The sequence below is a fragment of the Croceibacterium salegens genome (genome assembly GCF_009827435.1).
In the GTDB taxonomy this organism is placed as follows: Bacteria; Pseudomonadota; Alphaproteobacteria; order Sphingomonadales; family Sphingomonadaceae; genus Croceibacterium_B; species Croceibacterium_B salegens.
Window position 1 is genome coordinate 1 of record NZ_WTYM01000040.1, and the last position, 14669, is coordinate 14669.

A 14669-nucleotide genomic window follows, 5' to 3' on the forward strand; every position below is an offset into this window, starting at 1 on the left:
ACGAGCGCGGCGTAGGGCGGACCGACCAGCGCAAGGCGGCGACCGCGTTCGACCAACAGGGCCCCGTCGCGCGCGAGCTGCGCCTTGCCTCCCGCGTGGTCGGCATGGGCCACACGCGGGGGCCCGAAGCGCACGAACCCGCGCCAGCCGACGACCAGTGCGGCGAGCAGCAGCGTCAGGGTGGCGGCGAGGAACGGTGGCTCGAAGGCCAGCGTGAGCAGGTTCGCCTGGCTGCCGAGGCCCGGCATGGTCAGGTCGAAGACGACGGGCAGGTCGTAACCGTCGATCGTCGCTTCGACGAGATCGACCGCGAGACGGGCGCGATCCTGGTCGGCCATGCCGTTGTTGTTGAGCAGGTCGGGTTCGGCGACGATGACCAGCGGCCAGTACGAGTCGGCGGGGTTGTCGCTCTCTTCGTCGTCCGCTGTATCGTCATCGCCATCGACCTTCAGCAGGACGACCTGTTTCTGTGCCTGCGCCAGCGCTTCCGGATTGCGCGACGTTTCGTCGGACCATTGCTCGGGCGCCTGGTAATCGCCGCCATCGTCGCGGTAGGCGGCGAGCAGCCTGCCGTCGCTGCCGCCCACGAGCCCGGCAAGGTCCGGCCCCGCGATCGTCTGGACCTGGCCCGGTTCGGGCATGGTCCCGCTCGTATCGCGCGCGCGCCAGCGGGCTTCCTTGCTGAGACTCACTTCGAGGTCGCCCAGCCCGAGCTCGTCGACCCATTCGGGACTTTCCGCTTCGGACAGGAAGACCCAACCGCGCGGCGCGTCCTTGGCCGTGGAGAAGCGCTTGGCATCGAAGCCGAACCACTTGGGGAGGATCAGCAGGGTGGGACCCTGGAAGCGGCGCTCCTCGATCAGGTCGGCCAGCGCATCGGCATTGAAGTAGTGCGGCGGGGTCAGGACCAGCAGCGCATCGGTGTCGAGCTGGCCGCGATTGCGCGTCGTCGAAACGTCGAAGCCGCGGCGGTCGAGCAGCTGGTAGAGTGCGGAATAGCCATTCAGCGCCTTGCTCAACGCGTGGCCCGAGCCGGTCGTGCGGTCGCCGCCGGTCCACCCGGCGCCGAGGGAATAGAGGAACAGCACGAAGGCCGCCGCGCCGATCGCCAGCACGGCAAGCACCACGCGCGGGTTGAAGGGTGAAGCATTGCCGCTCATGCGCCGCGCTCGCCGGGGCCGAGGGCGAAATAGGCATAGGCCTCGCGCGCCGCATGCCAGTCGCCGGAATCGAGCGGCCGCAGCGCAAAGAGACTGCGCTCGACCCGCTCGGCGATGGCGGTGAAGGCGGTGCGCGCCGCTTCGGACAGCACCGGCAGCGCGGCGATCTCGCGCGCGGTGAACGAGGGGCGCAGCGCGTCGGGCCGCAGCTCGCCGATGTGCCGGACCGAACGTTGCAGCAGCAGGTGCGCCGCTTCGCCGTAGCGGCCCTCGCTTGCGAGGCGGTCGGCGTCTTCGAGCAGGCCCAGCGCCGCCTCGCGATCGGGCGTCCACGAGCTTTCGTCTCCCGCCGCCGATTTGACCGACCGGTTGTCTCGCGGCCACCAGTTCCAGGATGCCCAGGCGACGAACGCGATCAGCAGCGCCGCGCCGATCCATGGCCATGCCGGGCCGGTCAGGCCGATGGCGTGGAACAGGCCGCCAAGCGCCCGCCCGACCGGGGCGAACAGGTCGCCGAGCCACTCGTACAGGTCCTTAAGCCATTGCGGCGTCGGCTCGGGTTCGGGCTGCTTGAGCGGGGCGAACTGGATCGAGGCGTCTTGGCGCACGGCTTCCCAGTCGTGCAGGAAGTCGCTGCCCGCGCCGCTAGCCGCATTATCCCCTCGACCCGTTGTCACCGGGAGGTGGTGGCATGGTCGCGGCGCACGCGCAAGCTTGCCAGCGGGCCTGCCGATGGGCAGGTGTACCGGGATGACGCAAATCGACTGGAGCCTCGCAATCCACGGCGGCGCGGGCACGCTCTCGCGCAAGACGATCACGCCCGACGATGAGACCGCGGTTCGCGCCGCATTGGCCGAAGCGCGCGGTGCCGGGGTGTCGATCCTTGCCGATGGGGGCAGCGCGCTCGACGCGGTCGAGGCGGCGGTGAGGGCGCTCGAGGACGATCCCGCGTTCAACGCCGGGCGCGGTTCGACCGTCGCTTACGAAGGACATTTCGAGCTCGACGCAGCGGTGATGGACGGGCGCACCTGTGCCGCCGGGGCCGTTGCCGGCGTGCGCACGATCCGGAACCCGGTCTCGCTTGCGCGCAAGGTGATGCAGGAAGGCCCGCACGTCTTCCTCGCCGGAGCCGGGGCCGAGGAATTCGCCAGCCTGCACGGCATCGAGCCCGCACCCGATGGCTGGTTCGAGGTCGAGCGCCGCCGCCGGCAATGGGACAAGTTTCGCAAACGCAAGTCGGGCTGGTTCGACGCCGATGTAAAATACGGCACCGTCGGCGCGGTGGCGCGCGACCGGCACGGCCATCTCGCCGCCGCCACCTCGACCGGGGGGCTGACCGGCAAGCGCTGGGGCCGGATCGGGGATTCGCCGGTGATCGGCGCGGGTACCTGGGCCGACGACAGGAGCTGCGCGGTCTCGGCCACCGGCTCGGGCGAATTCTTCCTCCGCGCCGCGGCGGCGCACGTTGTCGACCAGCGCATGCGCCTGCTCGGCGAGGACCTGCAAACCGCAGCCGAGGCGGCGGTCGCCGAAGTCGCGGACCTTGGCGGCGACGGCGGGCTTATCGCGGTCTCGGCCGACGGTGCATCCGCCTTCGCCTTCAACACCCGGGGGATGTACCGCGCCCGCTGCGACAGCACCGGGCTCGACGAAATCGCGATTTTCGCCGGCGAGTAGCCGTCAGCCCCGCGACATCGCCTGCGGATAGGTGCCGAGCATGCGCAGTTCCTTGCAGTGGAACTCGAGCTCTTCGAGCGCGCGGTCGACCGCCGGGTCGCCCGGCGCGCCGACGATATCGGCGTAGAACATCGTCGCGGCGAAGCTGGCGCCCTTCTGGTAACTTTCCAGCTTGGTCATGTTGACGCCGTTGGTCGCGAAGCCGCCCAGCGCCTTGTAGAGCGCGGCGGGGATGTTCTTCACCTCGAACACGAACGTCGTCATCGCCGCTTCGCCCTGTAACACGGCTGGATCGAGCGCTTCATTCGCAAGAATCACGAAGCGCGTGGTGTTGTCGTCGGCATCGGCGACGTCCTCGGCGACGACCCTGAGGTCGTATAGATCGGCGGCAATACGCGGGGCGATGGCGCAGGCCTTGGCGTCGTCCTGCTCCTTGACGAAGGCCGCGGCGCCGGCGGTGTCGGCATAGGTCATCGGCACGATCCCGCGCTCGCGCAGCCAGAACCGCGTCTGGCCGAGCGCCTGCGGATGCGAATAGGCGGCCTCGAACGGCCCCTCGCCCGTCGCCATCACCGCGTAGCGGATCGGCAGGAAATGCTCGCCGACGATGGCGAGGCCGCTCTCGGGCAGCAGGAAATGGATGTCGGCGACGCGGCCGTGCTGCGAATTCTCGATCGGGATGATCGCGCAGCCCGCGCGCCCGGCCTTCACCGCGTCGATCGCGTCCTCGAAGCTGAAGCACGGCAAGGGCAGGCAGCCGGGCGCCCATTCGAGCGCCGCCTTGTGCGAATTGGCCCCCGGCGCGCCCTGGAAGGCGACCGCCCGGGACGGGTTCTCGGCGGCTGCGGCGGCCATCTGCTCGACCATTGCGAGGGCGGGAATTGGGAAGCTGTGCATGGTGCAAGCGCGCGTAACCGGGCCGGGGGCAGCGTACAAGCCGCTATTGCGCCAGATTCGGGCCAGTAACGGGCTTGCGAAGCGCGACGCGCGCCACTAGAGCGGCGCGCAAAGTTTCCTAGGCAGACTTACCGCACCGATGACAGACCGTTTCAACACCATCGCCGGCTGGGTTCTATTCTCCGGCATCGTCGCGCTCGGCTTCGGCAGCCTCAGCTCGCACATCTTCCACGCCGATTCGCACGAAGGGCCGGAAGTTGCCGGCTATCCGGTCGAAGCGCCGGAAGAGGGCGCGGGCGGCGGAAGCGGTCCCGATCTCGGCACGCTCCTTGCGGCGGCCGACCCGGCTGCGGGCGAGAAGGTCTTCGCCAAGTGCACGTCGTGTCACACGATCAACCAGGGCGGCGCCAACGGCATTGGCCCGAACCTTTACGGTACGATTGGTGAACCGATTGCCAAAGGCAAGGGCGGCTTCGCCTTCTCCAGTTCGCTGGCCGACATCGGCGGGACCTGGACTTACGAGAACCTCGACCACTGGCTCGCCAGCCCCAAGGCGATGGCCTCGGGCACCAAGATGAGCTTCGCGGGCCTCAGCAAGCCGGAAGACCGCGCCAACGTCATCGCCTACCTCAAGGCCAATGGCGGCGGACCGGACTATCCGGCCCCGGCTGCTGCCGCTCCGGCGGAAGAAGCTCCGGCCGACGCTGCCGAGGGCGAAGCGGCCCCGGCCGACGCGGCTGCCGAAGCTCCGGCGGAAGCCGCTGCCGGCTGACGCCTGCAAGGGGCGCTAGCCGCGCCCCTTGAATCCCTGCGCAACCACGTACCACTCCGACGAGCCCTTGCGGCTCGCCGGGGGTTTGGCGTGCTTGACCGTCCGGAAGTGCTGCTTGAGCAGCGCCAGCAGGTCGGCATCGGTCCCGCCCGCCAGCACCTTGGCGACGAAGGCCCCGCCTTCCTCCAGCGTTTCGATGGCGAAGTGCGCCGCCGTCTCGACCAGCCCCATCGTGCGCAGGTGGTCGGTCTGCTTGTGGCCGACGGTGTTGGCGGCCATGTCCGACAGCACGAGATCGGGCGACCCACCCAAAGCCTCGGCCAGCGCTTCCGGCGCTTCGTCGGCCATGAAGTCCATCTGCAGGATCGCTACGCCTTCGATCGGATCGGTCTCGAGCAGGTCGATGCCTGCCACTGCCGCCTGCGGCGCGCGCTTGCGCACGACCTGGCTCCAGCCGCCGGGGGCGATACCGAGGTCGACCACCCGCTTCGCGCCCTTCACGAGCCCGAAACGGTCGTCGAGCTCGATCAGCTTGTAAGCGGCGCGGCTGCGATAGCCCTCGGCCTTGGCCTGCTTGACGTAGGGATCGTTGAGCTGCCGTTCGAGCCAGCGCACCGACGACGCGGTGCGCCCGCGGCCCGTCTTGACCCGGCGGTCGGAATCCTTGCCGCCGCGGCTCATGCTTCACCGTTCCGCGTGCGCTTGAGTTCGGCGCGGGCATGGCTACCCTCGACGTCGGCCGCCATCAGCGAGCGCAGGATGCCCTCGCGAATGCCGCGGTCGGCGACTCCGAGCCGAGGCGCGGGCCAGATGTCGAGGATCGCTTCGAGGATCGCGCAGCCGGCCACCACCAGGTCGGCGCGTTCGTTGCCGATGCACGGCAGCGTGCGCCGTTCGGGCGGGGCCATCGACGATAGCCGCGTGGCGATGTCGCGCATCGATTCGGACGGCACGATCAGCCCGTCGATCACGCTGCGATCGTATTGCGGAAGTTCGAGGTGGACGCTGGCGAGCGTGGTCACGGTGCCGCTGGTGCCGAGCAGGCGCAGGTCGGGCGCGCGGTGCCGTTCGATCCGCGCCGCGAACTCGGCGAAGCTGCCGGATACGATCCGGCGCATCTCGGCGTAGCGCTCGGCGCGCGCCTCGTCGCTGGTGTCGTCACTCTCATGGCCGACCGTCTCGGTCAGCGAGACCACGCCCCACGGCACGCTCTGCCAGTCGATGATCCGCGGCACCGGGCCGCCGGGTTCGATCAATACCAGTTCGGTCGAACCGCCGCCGATGTCGAAGATCATCGCCGGGCCGATTCCGTCCTCGAGCAGGATGTGACAGCCGAGCACCGCCAGCCGCGCCTCTTCCTGCGCGCTGATCACGTCAAGCTTGATGCCGGTCTCGCGCTGCACGCGCTCTATGAACAAGCTGCCGTTCGAGGCGCGGCGGCACGCCTCGGTGGCGACCGAGCGGGCAAGGTGGACGTTGCGGCGCTTAAGCTTGTCGGCGCAGATCTTGAGCGCCCCGACCGCGCGGTCCATCGCTGCATCGGACAGACGCCCGGTCTGCGCCAGCCCTTCGCCGAGCCGCACGACGCGGCTGAAGGCGTCGATGACGATGAAATTCTCGTTGGTCGGCCGGGCGATCAGCAGCCGGCAGTTGTTGGTGCCGAGATCGATCGCGGCATAGGCCTGGCGGTAGTGAACGTGCTGCTGGAGGAGCCACCCGTCGGGCGCCTGCGCCGTACCGTTTGCCGTCGATGCAGCCATTTGCGGCTGCTCGGGCGGTGAGTGGTCCGCCATGGAAATTCCAACTTCTCTGTCTTTCGCGGCCCCGTGGGGGAACCGAACCTGCAGGCAGGCTAGCCGAGCCTTGCTGGCGGGGCAAGTTTGCCGCTCTACGCGACTTGACGCAGGCCAAGCCCCTGCCTAAGTGCGCCCCCTCGTTGCCCCGTCGTCTAACGGCAAGACTACGGACTCTGACTCCGTCAATCGTGGTTCGAATCCACGCGGGGCATCCAGCTTTCTCCGATCCGGGCCCTGCCAAGGCGGCGCTTGTCGTGCTTCGCGTGAGCGCCTAGTCGCACGCCTATGACAGAAGAAGAAAAGCGTGAGCGCGCCCTGAAGGCGCGCAAGTTCTACCGTGCGGAACAGGAAGCCGGCTTTGCCGACGCCAGCCCCACCGATACTCCGCAGACCCGCCACCCGGCCTATCGCCTCGCCTTCCGCGACACCGACTTCCTGCTGCGCGAGGAACTGCGTCCGGTGCGCTTCCAGCTCGAGCTGCTCAAGCCGGAGATGCTGCTCGAGGAAGCAGGCGTAGGCTCCACGCTGGTGATGTACGGCTCGGCGCGAATTCCGCCGCCCGAGGCGGTCGAGACCGCGCTGGCCGGGGCCAAGGCCATGCCCGACGAGGAGCGGATCATCGTCGAGCGGCTGGCGGCGAAGGCGAAGTATTACCGTGAGGCCTACAACCTCGCCCGGCTGGTCAGCGAGAAGTCGATCATCGAGGACGGCAAGCGCCAGTTCGTCGTCACCTCGGGCGGCGGTCCGTCGATCATGGAAGCGGCCAACAAGGGGGCGAGCGACGCCGGGGCGGAAAGCATCGGCCTCAATATCGTGTTGCCGCACGAACAGGCGCCCAATCGCTACGTGACGCCCTACCTCAGCTTCCAGTTCCACTACTTCGCGCTGCGCAAGATGCACTTCCTGCTGCGCGCCCGCGCGGTGGCGGTCTTCCCCGGCGGGTTCGGGACATTCGACGAATTCTTCGAGCTGCTGACCCTGATCCAGACCGGCAAGATGAAGCCGATCCCGATCCTGCTGTTCGGCAAGGAATTCTGGTGCCGGGTGATCGACTGGGACGCCTTCGCCGAGGAAGGGACGATCTCGAAGAAGGACCTCGACCTGTTCCGTTGGTGCGAGACCGCCGACGAGGCCTGGGGCCATATCGCCGCCTTCTACCGCATCGACGCCCCGGACCGGCCCGAATTCTAGTTCACCCGCACCGCCTGGTGGCCGAGCGGGCCGCTGCCCGCGCCGAAACCTGGTGCAGCCTCGATTGCGGCGCGTACGAATTCGCGGGCGCTTTCAATGGCCTCGTCGAGCGGTAGACCCCGTGCGAGCAACGTGGCGATCGCGCTCGACAGCGTGCAGCCGGTGCCGTGGGTGTGGCGCGTCTCGATGCGCGGCGCGCTCCACATCCTGTCGGGCTGGCCGGGCCGGACGATGAGATCGGTGACTTCCGGGCCTTCGGCATCCCCTCCCTTGGCGAGAAACGTCACGCCCGCTTCCTCCAGCGCCGCCCGTCCGCCCAGCGCGGCGAGTTCGGGTACGTTGGGCGTCGTCAGCGTGGCAACGTCCATCAGCCAGCCGAACACCTCGATAGTCGCCTCGTCGGCCAACGCCGCGCCACTGGTGGCGACCATGACCGGGTCGAACACGATGGGACGGCCAAGGTCTTCCAGCCTGTCGGCCACCACCTCGGCAATGTCGGCCGAACCGAGCATCCCGATTTTCACCGCGTCGGCCCCGATGTCGGCGAGGCAGGAATCGATCTGTGCGGCGACGAAGTCAGGCGACAGCGCCTCGACCGCCTGAACCCCACGGGTGTTCTGCGCGGTGACAGCAGTGATCGCGGTCATCGCGTATCCGCCGAGCATGGTGATCGTCTTGATGTCGGCCTGGATGCCCGCGCCGCCCGAACTGTCTGAGCCGGCGATGACAAGGACGCGCGGCGGCCTGCTCATCCCTTGAACCGGCGCACGGTCCCCGGCGATTTATTGGCGTGGTAGCGCACGGCGCGTGTGGGCCGGTCGACCAGTTCGTCGCCGCAGTTGAGGCAGACGTCGTCCAGTGCTTCGGCGCAGGAGGCGCAAAAGGTGCATTCGAAGCTGCAGATGAACGCGCCGGGAGCTTCGGCCGGGAGGTCGACGCCGCAGCGTTCGCAATCGGGGCGCATTTCCAGCGCCATCAGCCAGCCGCCTTCTCGACCGCCTCACAGATCGAGGCGACCGCCGCTTCGACCTCGGCGGCAACGTCGCCTTCGGCCATGACGCGGATTTTGGGCTCGGTACCCGAGGCGCGGATGACCAGCCGCCCCGAGCCTTCGAGGCGCCTTTCGGCATCTGTGATGGCCGCCTTGACTGCGGGGTCGGACAACGGATCGCCCTCCGAATATACCACGTTCCTAAGCAGCTGCGGGACCGGGTCGAAAAGGTGGAGCACTTCACTTGCCGGTTTTCCAGTGCTAGCTAGCGAAGCGAGCATTTGCATCGCGGCGATGGTGCCGTCGCCGGTCGTGGAATAGTCGAGCATGATCATGTGCCCCGACTGTTCGCCGCCAAGGTTATAGCCGCCCTCTCTCATAGCTTCGAGCACGTAGCGATCGCCAACCTTAGTACGTATCAGCTTTAGGCCTTCGTTGGCGAGAAAACGTTCGAGCCCGAGGTTGCTCATAACCGTGGAGACCACACCGTCACCTTTGAGTGTGCCCCGCGCCTTCATGCGCATGGCGAACAACGCCATGATCTGATCGCCGTCGACCGTCTTACCCTTCTCGTCAACTACGATGAGCCGGTCGGCGTCGCCGTCGAGCGCGATGCCGACGTCGGCGCCTTCTTCCAGAACCTTGGCCTTGACCGCTTCGAGCGAGGTCGAGCCGACCTTGTCGTTGATGTTGAGGCCGTTGGGCTCGACGCCGATGGCGATGACCGTGCCGCCCAGTTCCCAGATCGCGGTCGGGGCGACCTGGTAGGCCGCACCGTTGGCGCAATCGACCACCACCTTGAGGCTGTCGAAGCGCAGGTCCTGCCCGACGGTGCGCTTGACGGCATGGATGTAGCGCCCGCGCGAGTCCTCGATGCGGCGCGCGCGGCCTATTGCGTCGCCCTGGGCGAGCGGCAGCTCGCCGTCCTGGATCAGCGCCTCGATCGCTTCCTCGTCCTCGTCGGAGAGCTTGAAGCCGTCGGGGCCGAACAGCTTGATGCCGTTGTCGGGATAGGCGTTGTGGCTGGCCGAGATCATCACCCCGATGTCGGCGCGCATCTCGCGCGTCAGCATGGCGATGGCCGGCGTCGGCAGCGGCCCGGTCAGGATCACGTCCATCCCCACGCTGGTGAACCCGGCGACCAGCGCGGTTTCCATCATGTAGCCCGACAGGCGGGTGTCCTTGCCGATGATCACGCGGTGCTTGTGCGCGCCGCGCAGGAAGTGGCGCCCGGCTGCCTGGCCGACCCTCATCGCCAGTTGGGGAGTCAGGTCCCCGGCGTTGGCCCGGCCGCGAATGCCGTCGGTCCCGAAAAACTTGCGTGCCATGACGGCCCCTTGCAACAGTTTTACTTGCCCTGCCACGCGCAATGGCGCGTTGCAGCCGAGTTGTCACCAGTGCATGGCATCACGACACGAAACCCGGCGTGTACCTTGCGCGTTGGGCAGGTGAAATACCGCAGACCACAGGAAGGACGGAACCGGAATGGCTTTCTCACTCATCGACCTGCCGTACAGCAGCGACGCGCTCGCGCCGGCGATCAGCGCCGAAACGCTCAGCTTCCACCATGGCAAGCACCACAAGGCCTACATCGACAAGACCAACGCCGCGATCGAAGGCGGGGAGCTCGACAGCCAGCCGCTCGAAGCGGTCATCGCCGCCGCGCGCGGTTCCAACCAGGGCCTGTTCAACAACGCCGCGCAGAGCTGGAACCACGGCTTCTACTGGTATTCGCTGGCCGGCTCGTCCTCGGCTCCCTCGGGCGACCTCGCGGCCAAGATCGATGCCGCCTTCGGCAGTCTCGACGACCTCAAGGCCAAGCTGGCCGACCGCGGCGTGGGCCACTTCGCCAGCGGCTGGGTCTGGCTCGCAGAGAAGGCCGGCACCCTCTCGATCGAGGAAACCCACGACGGCGACACGCTGGCCGACAGCGGCTTCAACCCGCTGCTGACCATCGACGTGTGGGAGCACGCCTATTACCTCGACCACCAGAACGCCCGCCCGAGCTACCTCAAGGCGGTGATCGACGGTCACCTCAACTGGGACTTCGCGGCCGAGAACCTCGCGCGCGGATCGGCCTGGACCTACCCGGCCTGAGGCCTTCCTCGCTCTGAACCGAAGGGCCCGCCCCGCCACATGGCAGGACGGGCCCTTTCGCTTATCAGGGGGTGTCCGCCGTTTCGTCCTCGTCGAGACCGAGGTCGAGCGGATTGGTCGCGAAGAGCGGCTCGCCGAAGATGAATCCGATCAGGTTGGGCTTGCCGAGGTGGTCGATCAGAGCGGTCACCGCGAGCAGGATCGGGACCGAAAGCAGCGCCCCGGTCACGCCCCAGATCCACGTGAAGTAACTCAGCGCGAGCAGGATCATCACCGGGTTCATCGTGAACCGCGCGCCGAGGATCGCCGGGGTGATGAAGTTCGACTCGATGGTGTGCAGCCCGAGGTAGGCCAGCGCCGGGAGGATCCCGACGATCGGCGAGGCCGAGTTGCCGAGCCCGAACATCGCCAGCAGCACGACCATCGACAGCGGCCCGATGTAGGGCAGGAAATTGAGCAGCATGGCAAGGCCGCCCCACATGAACGGCGCGTCCATGCCCATCGCCCAGGTGCCGAGCGTGACAATCACGCCGACCCCGAAGTTTATCAGGCCGACGGTCAGGATGTAGGCGGCGACGCGGTCCTGCACGTCGCGGATCACCCGCGCGGCCTTGACGCTCGAGCCGAAGTGCTGGCGGTCGAGCAGCAGGCGGCGGCGCATGCGCACGCGGCCCTCGATCATGAAGAACGCCATGAGGAAGGTCAGCAGGACCTCGATCAGCACGGTCGGCGTGGCGAAGGCGACCTGTTCGAGCATGGTCGGTGTCTTGAGCACGACCTCGCGCCCTTCCTCGCGCCCGGCCAGCTCGAGCAATTGCCGGTTGAGCGCGGAGACCCACGCGAAATCGGCCTGGAAGTGGCGGAAATGCTCACCGATGCGATCGAGCATCGCGGGCATGGAATCGAACATGCCGACAGCCGGGCGGAACACCGCTGTCAGCGCCAGGATGACGATGGCGAGGAACGCCACCAGCGAGAGCAGGCTGGCGAGCAGGTTGGGCAGTCCGGCCTGCGCCAGCCGGTCGGCCAGCGGCGAGAGCACGATGGTTAGGATCAGCGCGGTCACCAGCGGCAGGAACACCACCGCGCCGATCGACAGCACGAACGGCAGGGCGAGGAACAGGCCGAGCGCGAGCAGCAGCACGAGCGAGGAAATCAGCCGCAGTTCCTGCGCCGCGAACGTCAGTGCGCGGCGCCGCGGCGGCGCGGCGGCTGGCGGAATCCCGGGCTGGTTGCTCTCTCTCATGGCGCGCTAGTTCTTTCGCGAAGAACTCTTTCGGTGGGCGCGGTTGTGCCTTGCGCGGGCTGGGCGATCAAGCCGCGGCGCGCCCGCAATTCACCGCGTAGCGACGGCCTGGCCGTTCCCGGCGGCAACGTCCTCCAGCTCTTCGAGGATGGCGCGATGGGCGGAGGGATCGTCGAGCGAACGGTCGGGAATGTTGCCATCCTCGATCATCGCGGCGAGCGCGGCGCGGGCACGCCCGACGCGGCTCTTGATCGTGCCGACGGCGCAGCCGCAGATGCTCGCGGCTTCCTCGTAGGAAAAGCCGCCCGCGCCGACCAGCAGCAGCGCCTCGCGCCGCTCGGGCGGCAACGTAAGCAGCGCGCGGTGCATGTCGCTGAGGTGGATCGGCTCTTCCTGTCCCGCCGGGGCGGTGAGGATGCGTTCGGCCACGCTCTCGTCGTATTCGCCGCGGAAGCGGTTGCGGCGCATATCGGTGAGGTAGGCGTTGCGCAGGATGACGAAGGTCCAGGCGCGCATCGAGGTGCCGGGTTCGAACCGGTCCTGCGCCGCCCAGGCCTTCAGCAGCGCTTCCTGCACCAGGTCGTCGGCCATGTCCGGCCGGCCGCACAGGCCGCGGGCGAAGGCGCGAAGATGGGGGATGACCTCGGTGAGCTCGCGCTTGAAGGCGCGCCTGTCTTCCGCGCTGCGCTTGGGCAGCTCACTGTCCGGGCGTTCGTCGGCCATTCAGTCCTCGGAATCCAGCTTCGACAGCAGGTCCCGGAACGCATCCGGAAGCGGTTCATCGACGACGGAATCGTAGAGCTTCTTGAGCCCCTTGGTCCAATCCGCCTCACCGTGCGCGCTCCTGCCCCCTTGGGGCGGCACCGCGCGCTTATCCTTTGATCTACCAGCCATGAACTGCAAGTCTGCCCGTCCCTATCAATGGTTCACAAGCGTTTTCGATAACTGTTGCATGCTTGCATCGAAAATGAATCTTGCGACGTTGGGGTGGAACGAAACCTCCGCCATAAGGTTCCCCGAAACATCCGCCGCGGATACGGTGGCAAGAGCGCGCGGTCGATTGGGGCGTCCGTGCGGCATGTCGGGATCGCAACAGGCCGGAACGGGCGGCCGGAGGATGAGGTGCAGAAGCTGGAACGGAAGCAACGGCGACCGCGCCACTGGCTGGTGCAGCATCCGCGCGGTATGCCCACCGCGATCTTCCTGCTCGTCATCGCCATCACCCTGCTCAGCGTCTTCGCCATCGAGCGCGGGCAGAGCCAGCGCGAAACAGCCCAACTGACCAGCCGCGCGGTCGAGGTCGCCTCGGCTCTCGAACGGCGCGCCAACGCCAACAGCGCCTACCTGCGATCGGGGGCGGCGCTGCTCGCCTCGCTCGACGAGGTTCCCGCCGCACGTTTCCGCCGCTTCGTCAGCGAGCTGCGGCTCGATGCCGACTATCGCGGTGCGGAGGGTATCGGCTGGGCACAGGTGGTCTACCCGAATGAATTGGATGCGTTCGATGACATGATGCGGCGCGAGGCGCCGGGAACGCCAAAACTGCATCCGGCGCTGGGTGCGTCGCAGCCGTTCGCGGTCCCGGTCACGTTCCTTCAGCCCGATACCGAGCGAAATCGCCGGGCGCTTGGTTATGACATGTATTCGGAGCCGGTTCGGCGGGCGGCGATGGACGAAGCGATGCGCACGGCGCGGCCGACCGCTTCGGGACGCGTGGTCCTGCAGCAGGAAGGGAGGGGCAACGCCGCCGGCTTCCTCATCTACATGCCGGTGTTCGTGACCACGCCCACGGGCCGCGAGATCAAGGGCTTCATCTACAGCCCGTTCAACGCCGACGATTTCCTCGCCTCGGCGCTCGAGCTCGAGGAGCCCGGCCTCTACGGCGTGCGCATCTACGACGGCGAGGTGACCCCTCAGAACCTGATCGCGACCTTCGACCGCGACAGCGATTTCGGCACCACCTACAGCGAGCCGATCGTCATCGCCAACCACAACTGGACCCTGCAGCTCGATGCGCCCGGCAACCGGACGCTTACCGGCCTGTCGATGGTCACGCTGATCTTCGGCCTGCTCGTCGCCAGCCTGCTGATGCTGGTGGTCCGGATGCTGACGCGTCAGGCGCTCGAGAACGAGGCGGCGCTGCGCTGGTTCGAGGAACAGGCCTCGATCCGCAATTCGCTGACCCGCGAACTCAACCACCGGGTCAAGAACACGCTCGCCAACGTCCTGTCGATCATCGCCCTGACGCGGCGCCGGGCGGAGAACCTCGAGGATTTCGCCGAGGGCCTCGACGGGCGCATCCGCGCGCTTTCCGCGACCCACGACCTGCTAACCCAGTCCGACTGGGGGACGACACCTATCGGCGCGGTCGTCGACGCCGAACTGGCGCCCTATCTGCAGGCCGGCGAGGAGCGGATCGAGGTGCGCGGACCGGAAATCCAGCTCGCCCCCAACGACGCCCTCTCGCTCGGGCTGGCGATCCACGAACTGGCGACCAACGCCGCCAAGTACGGCGCGCTGGGTAGCAGCGGGGGCAGCGTCAGGGTCTCGTGGCACAAGTCCTCGCACGACCGCGTGCGGCTGGAATGGACCGAGTGCGGCGGGCCGCCGGTGCAGGGCGAACCGGCGCGCGGTTTCGGCACCGACCTGATCGAGAAGATTGTCGCACACGAACTCGGCAACCCGGTCGAACTCACGTTCCGGCCCGAGGGCGTGCACTGCGTGATGACCATCCCGGTGCGCGAACCGACCCCGTTCGCCATGCGCGCCAGGCGCGGCGCCGACTGAGCCTCGATATGAAAACGCCCCGCTGGATGGCGGGGCGCTCTCTTTGCAGATCGGCGGA

16 protein-coding genes and 1 tRNA gene are annotated in these 14669 nt (G+C 67.8%); 6 read left to right on the forward strand and 11 right to left on the reverse strand.

Annotated elements, in window-relative coordinates:
- Both GRI89_RS09690 and GRI89_RS09695 read right to left on the reverse strand, forming a co-directional pair.
- The coding region (locus GRI89_RS09690; protein WP_159794617.1) for a DUF4350 domain-containing protein at window positions 1-1160 on the reverse strand (1160 nt) is incomplete at its 3' end.
- On the reverse strand, window positions 1157-1837 hold the full coding sequence (locus GRI89_RS09695; RefSeq protein WP_328598192.1) for a hypothetical protein: 681 nt from the start codon (window positions 1835-1837) through the stop codon (window positions 1157-1159). The genes GRI89_RS09690 and GRI89_RS09695, both read right to left, overlap by 4 nt.
- 73 nt (window positions 1838-1910) lie before the next feature.
- Between GRI89_RS09695 and GRI89_RS09700 the strand changes: the two genes are divergently transcribed.
- Window positions 1911-2837, forward strand: a complete 927-nt coding sequence (locus GRI89_RS09700) for an isoaspartyl peptidase/L-asparaginase family protein (protein WP_159794619.1) — start codon at window positions 1911-1913, stop codon at window positions 2835-2837.
- A gap of 3 nt (window positions 2838-2840) precedes the next feature.
- Here GRI89_RS09700 and GRI89_RS09705 read toward each other — a convergent pair whose 3' ends face one another.
- Window positions 2841-3734 (reverse strand): prephenate dehydratase, encoded by an 894-nt coding sequence (locus GRI89_RS09705; RefSeq protein ID WP_159794621.1) that lies wholly within the window; start codon window positions 3732-3734, stop codon window positions 2841-2843.
- 139 nt (window positions 3735-3873) lie between these two features.
- On the opposite strand from GRI89_RS09705, the gene GRI89_RS09710 reads away from it, so the two are divergent.
- Complete coding sequence (locus GRI89_RS09710; protein ID WP_159794623.1) at window positions 3874-4506, forward strand: c-type cytochrome; 633 nt, start codon at window positions 3874-3876, stop codon at window positions 4504-4506.
- Between the two features lie 15 nt (window positions 4507-4521).
- Here the strand turns inward: GRI89_RS09710 and GRI89_RS09715 are convergent, their stop codons facing one another.
- Window positions 4522-5187: an RlmE family RNA methyltransferase gene (locus GRI89_RS09715; RefSeq protein ID WP_159794625.1), complete on the reverse strand. Its 666-nt coding sequence runs from the start codon at window positions 5185-5187 to the stop codon at window positions 4522-4524.
- The gene (locus GRI89_RS09720) at window positions 5184-6266 is read right to left on the reverse strand and encodes a Ppx/GppA phosphatase family protein (RefSeq protein WP_235913106.1); all 1083 of its coding nucleotides are present in this window, start codon (window positions 6264-6266) and stop codon (window positions 5184-5186) included. Before GRI89_RS09720 ends, GRI89_RS09715 begins: the two co-directional genes overlap by 4 nt.
- Window positions 6267-6443: 177 nt before the next feature.
- On the opposite strand from GRI89_RS09720, the gene GRI89_RS09725 reads away from it, so the two are divergent.
- Together GRI89_RS09725 and GRI89_RS09730 are read left to right on the forward strand one after the other, a co-directional pair.
- Window positions 6444-6517 (forward strand) — tRNA-Gln (locus GRI89_RS09725).
- Between the two features lie 70 nt (window positions 6518-6587).
- Complete coding sequence (locus GRI89_RS09730) at window positions 6588-7493, forward strand: LOG family protein (RefSeq protein WP_159794629.1); 906 nt, start codon at window positions 6588-6590, stop codon at window positions 7491-7493.
- Here GRI89_RS09730 and thiD read toward each other — a convergent pair.
- Genes thiD through glmM form a run of 3 tightly spaced genes read right to left on the reverse strand, consistent with a single transcriptional unit; the run spans window position 7490 to window position 9812 of the window.
- Window positions 7490-8245, reverse strand: coding sequence for a bifunctional hydroxymethylpyrimidine kinase/phosphomethylpyrimidine kinase (gene thiD, locus GRI89_RS09735; protein WP_159794631.1), 756 nt, complete (start codon window positions 8243-8245; stop codon window positions 7490-7492). The genes GRI89_RS09730 and thiD overlap by 4 nt on opposite strands.
- A complete protein-coding gene (locus GRI89_RS09740; RefSeq protein ID WP_159794634.1) occupies window positions 8242-8469 on the reverse strand; it encodes a DUF1272 domain-containing protein in 228 nt (75 codons plus the stop codon). Before GRI89_RS09740 ends, thiD begins: the two co-directional genes overlap by 4 nt.
- The gene (gene glmM / locus GRI89_RS09745) at window positions 8469-9812 is read right to left on the reverse strand and encodes a phosphoglucosamine mutase (protein ID WP_159794637.1); all 1344 of its coding nucleotides are present in this window, start codon (window positions 9810-9812) and stop codon (window positions 8469-8471) included. Before glmM ends, GRI89_RS09740 begins: the two co-directional genes overlap by 1 nt.
- Window positions 9813-9969: 157 nt before the next feature.
- Here glmM and GRI89_RS09750 point away from each other — a divergent pair, with 157 nt between their 5' ends.
- Window positions 9970-10581 carry a superoxide dismutase gene (locus GRI89_RS09750; protein WP_159794639.1) on the forward strand — a complete coding sequence of 204 codons (612 nt, stop codon included), beginning with the start codon at window positions 9970-9972 and terminating at the stop codon, window positions 10579-10581.
- Between the two features lie 64 nt (window positions 10582-10645).
- Here the strand turns inward: GRI89_RS09750 and GRI89_RS09755 are convergent, their stop codons facing one another.
- The 3 genes from GRI89_RS09755 to GRI89_RS09765 all read right to left on the reverse strand — a co-directional run bounded on the left by GRI89_RS09755 (window position 10646) and on the right by GRI89_RS09765 (window position 12721).
- A complete protein-coding gene (locus GRI89_RS09755) occupies window positions 10646-11827 on the reverse strand; it encodes an AI-2E family transporter (protein WP_159794641.1) in 1182 nt (393 codons plus the stop codon).
- 90 nt (window positions 11828-11917) lie between these two features.
- Window positions 11918-12550, reverse strand: coding sequence for a sigma-70 family RNA polymerase sigma factor (locus GRI89_RS09760; RefSeq protein ID WP_159794643.1), 633 nt, complete (start codon window positions 12548-12550; stop codon window positions 11918-11920).
- The gene (locus GRI89_RS09765) at window positions 12551-12721 is read right to left on the reverse strand and encodes a NepR family anti-sigma factor (protein WP_159794645.1); all 171 of its coding nucleotides are present in this window, start codon (window positions 12719-12721) and stop codon (window positions 12551-12553) included.
- A 228-nt stretch (window positions 12722-12949) separates the two neighbouring features.
- Here GRI89_RS09765 and GRI89_RS09770 point away from each other — a divergent pair, with 228 nt between their 5' ends.
- Complete coding sequence (locus GRI89_RS09770; RefSeq protein WP_328598193.1) at window positions 12950-14611, forward strand: CHASE domain-containing protein; 1662 nt, start codon at window positions 12950-12952, stop codon at window positions 14609-14611.
- The last annotated feature ends 58 nt before the right edge of the window (window positions 14612-14669 follow it).

What these genes read in the sequence shown, in the direction of transcription:
- GRI89_RS09700 (WP_159794619.1), top strand. Translation starts at nt 1,911, where the DNA reads ATGACGCAAATCGACTGGAGCCTCGCAATCCACGGCGGCGCGGGCACG.
- GRI89_RS09705 (WP_159794621.1), bottom strand. Translation starts at nt 3,734, where the DNA reads ATGCACAGCTTCCCAATTCCCGCCCTCGCAATGGTCGAGCAGATGGCC.
- GRI89_RS09710 (WP_159794623.1), top strand. Translation starts at nt 3,874, where the DNA reads ATGACAGACCGTTTCAACACCATCGCCGGCTGGGTTCTATTCTCCGGC.
- GRI89_RS09715 (WP_159794625.1), bottom strand. Translation starts at nt 5,187, where the DNA reads ATGAGCCGCGGCGGCAAGGATTCCGACCGCCGGGTCAAGACGGGCCGC.
- GRI89_RS09720 (WP_235913106.1), bottom strand. Translation starts at nt 6,266, where the DNA reads ATGGCTGCATCGACGGCAAACGGTACGGCGCAGGCGCCCGACGGGTGG.
- GRI89_RS09730 (WP_159794629.1), top strand. Translation starts at nt 6,588, where the DNA reads ATGACAGAAGAAGAAAAGCGTGAGCGCGCCCTGAAGGCGCGCAAGTTC.
- thiD (WP_159794631.1), bottom strand. Translation starts at nt 8,245, where the DNA reads ATGAGCAGGCCGCCGCGCGTCCTTGTCATCGCCGGCTCAGACAGTTCG.
- GRI89_RS09740 (WP_159794634.1), bottom strand. Translation starts at nt 8,469, where the DNA reads ATGGCGCTGGAAATGCGCCCCGATTGCGAACGCTGCGGCGTCGACCTC.
- glmM (WP_159794637.1), bottom strand. Translation starts at nt 9,812, where the DNA reads ATGGCACGCAAGTTTTTCGGGACCGACGGCATTCGCGGCCGGGCCAAC.
- GRI89_RS09750 (WP_159794639.1), top strand. Translation starts at nt 9,970, where the DNA reads ATGGCTTTCTCACTCATCGACCTGCCGTACAGCAGCGACGCGCTCGCG.
- GRI89_RS09755 (WP_159794641.1), bottom strand. Translation starts at nt 11,827, where the DNA reads ATGAGAGAGAGCAACCAGCCCGGGATTCCGCCAGCCGCCGCGCCGCCG.
- GRI89_RS09760 (WP_159794643.1), bottom strand. Translation starts at nt 12,550, where the DNA reads ATGGCCGACGAACGCCCGGACAGTGAGCTGCCCAAGCGCAGCGCGGAA.
- GRI89_RS09765 (WP_159794645.1), bottom strand. Translation starts at nt 12,721, where the DNA reads ATGGCTGGTAGATCAAAGGATAAGCGCGCGGTGCCGCCCCAAGGGGGC.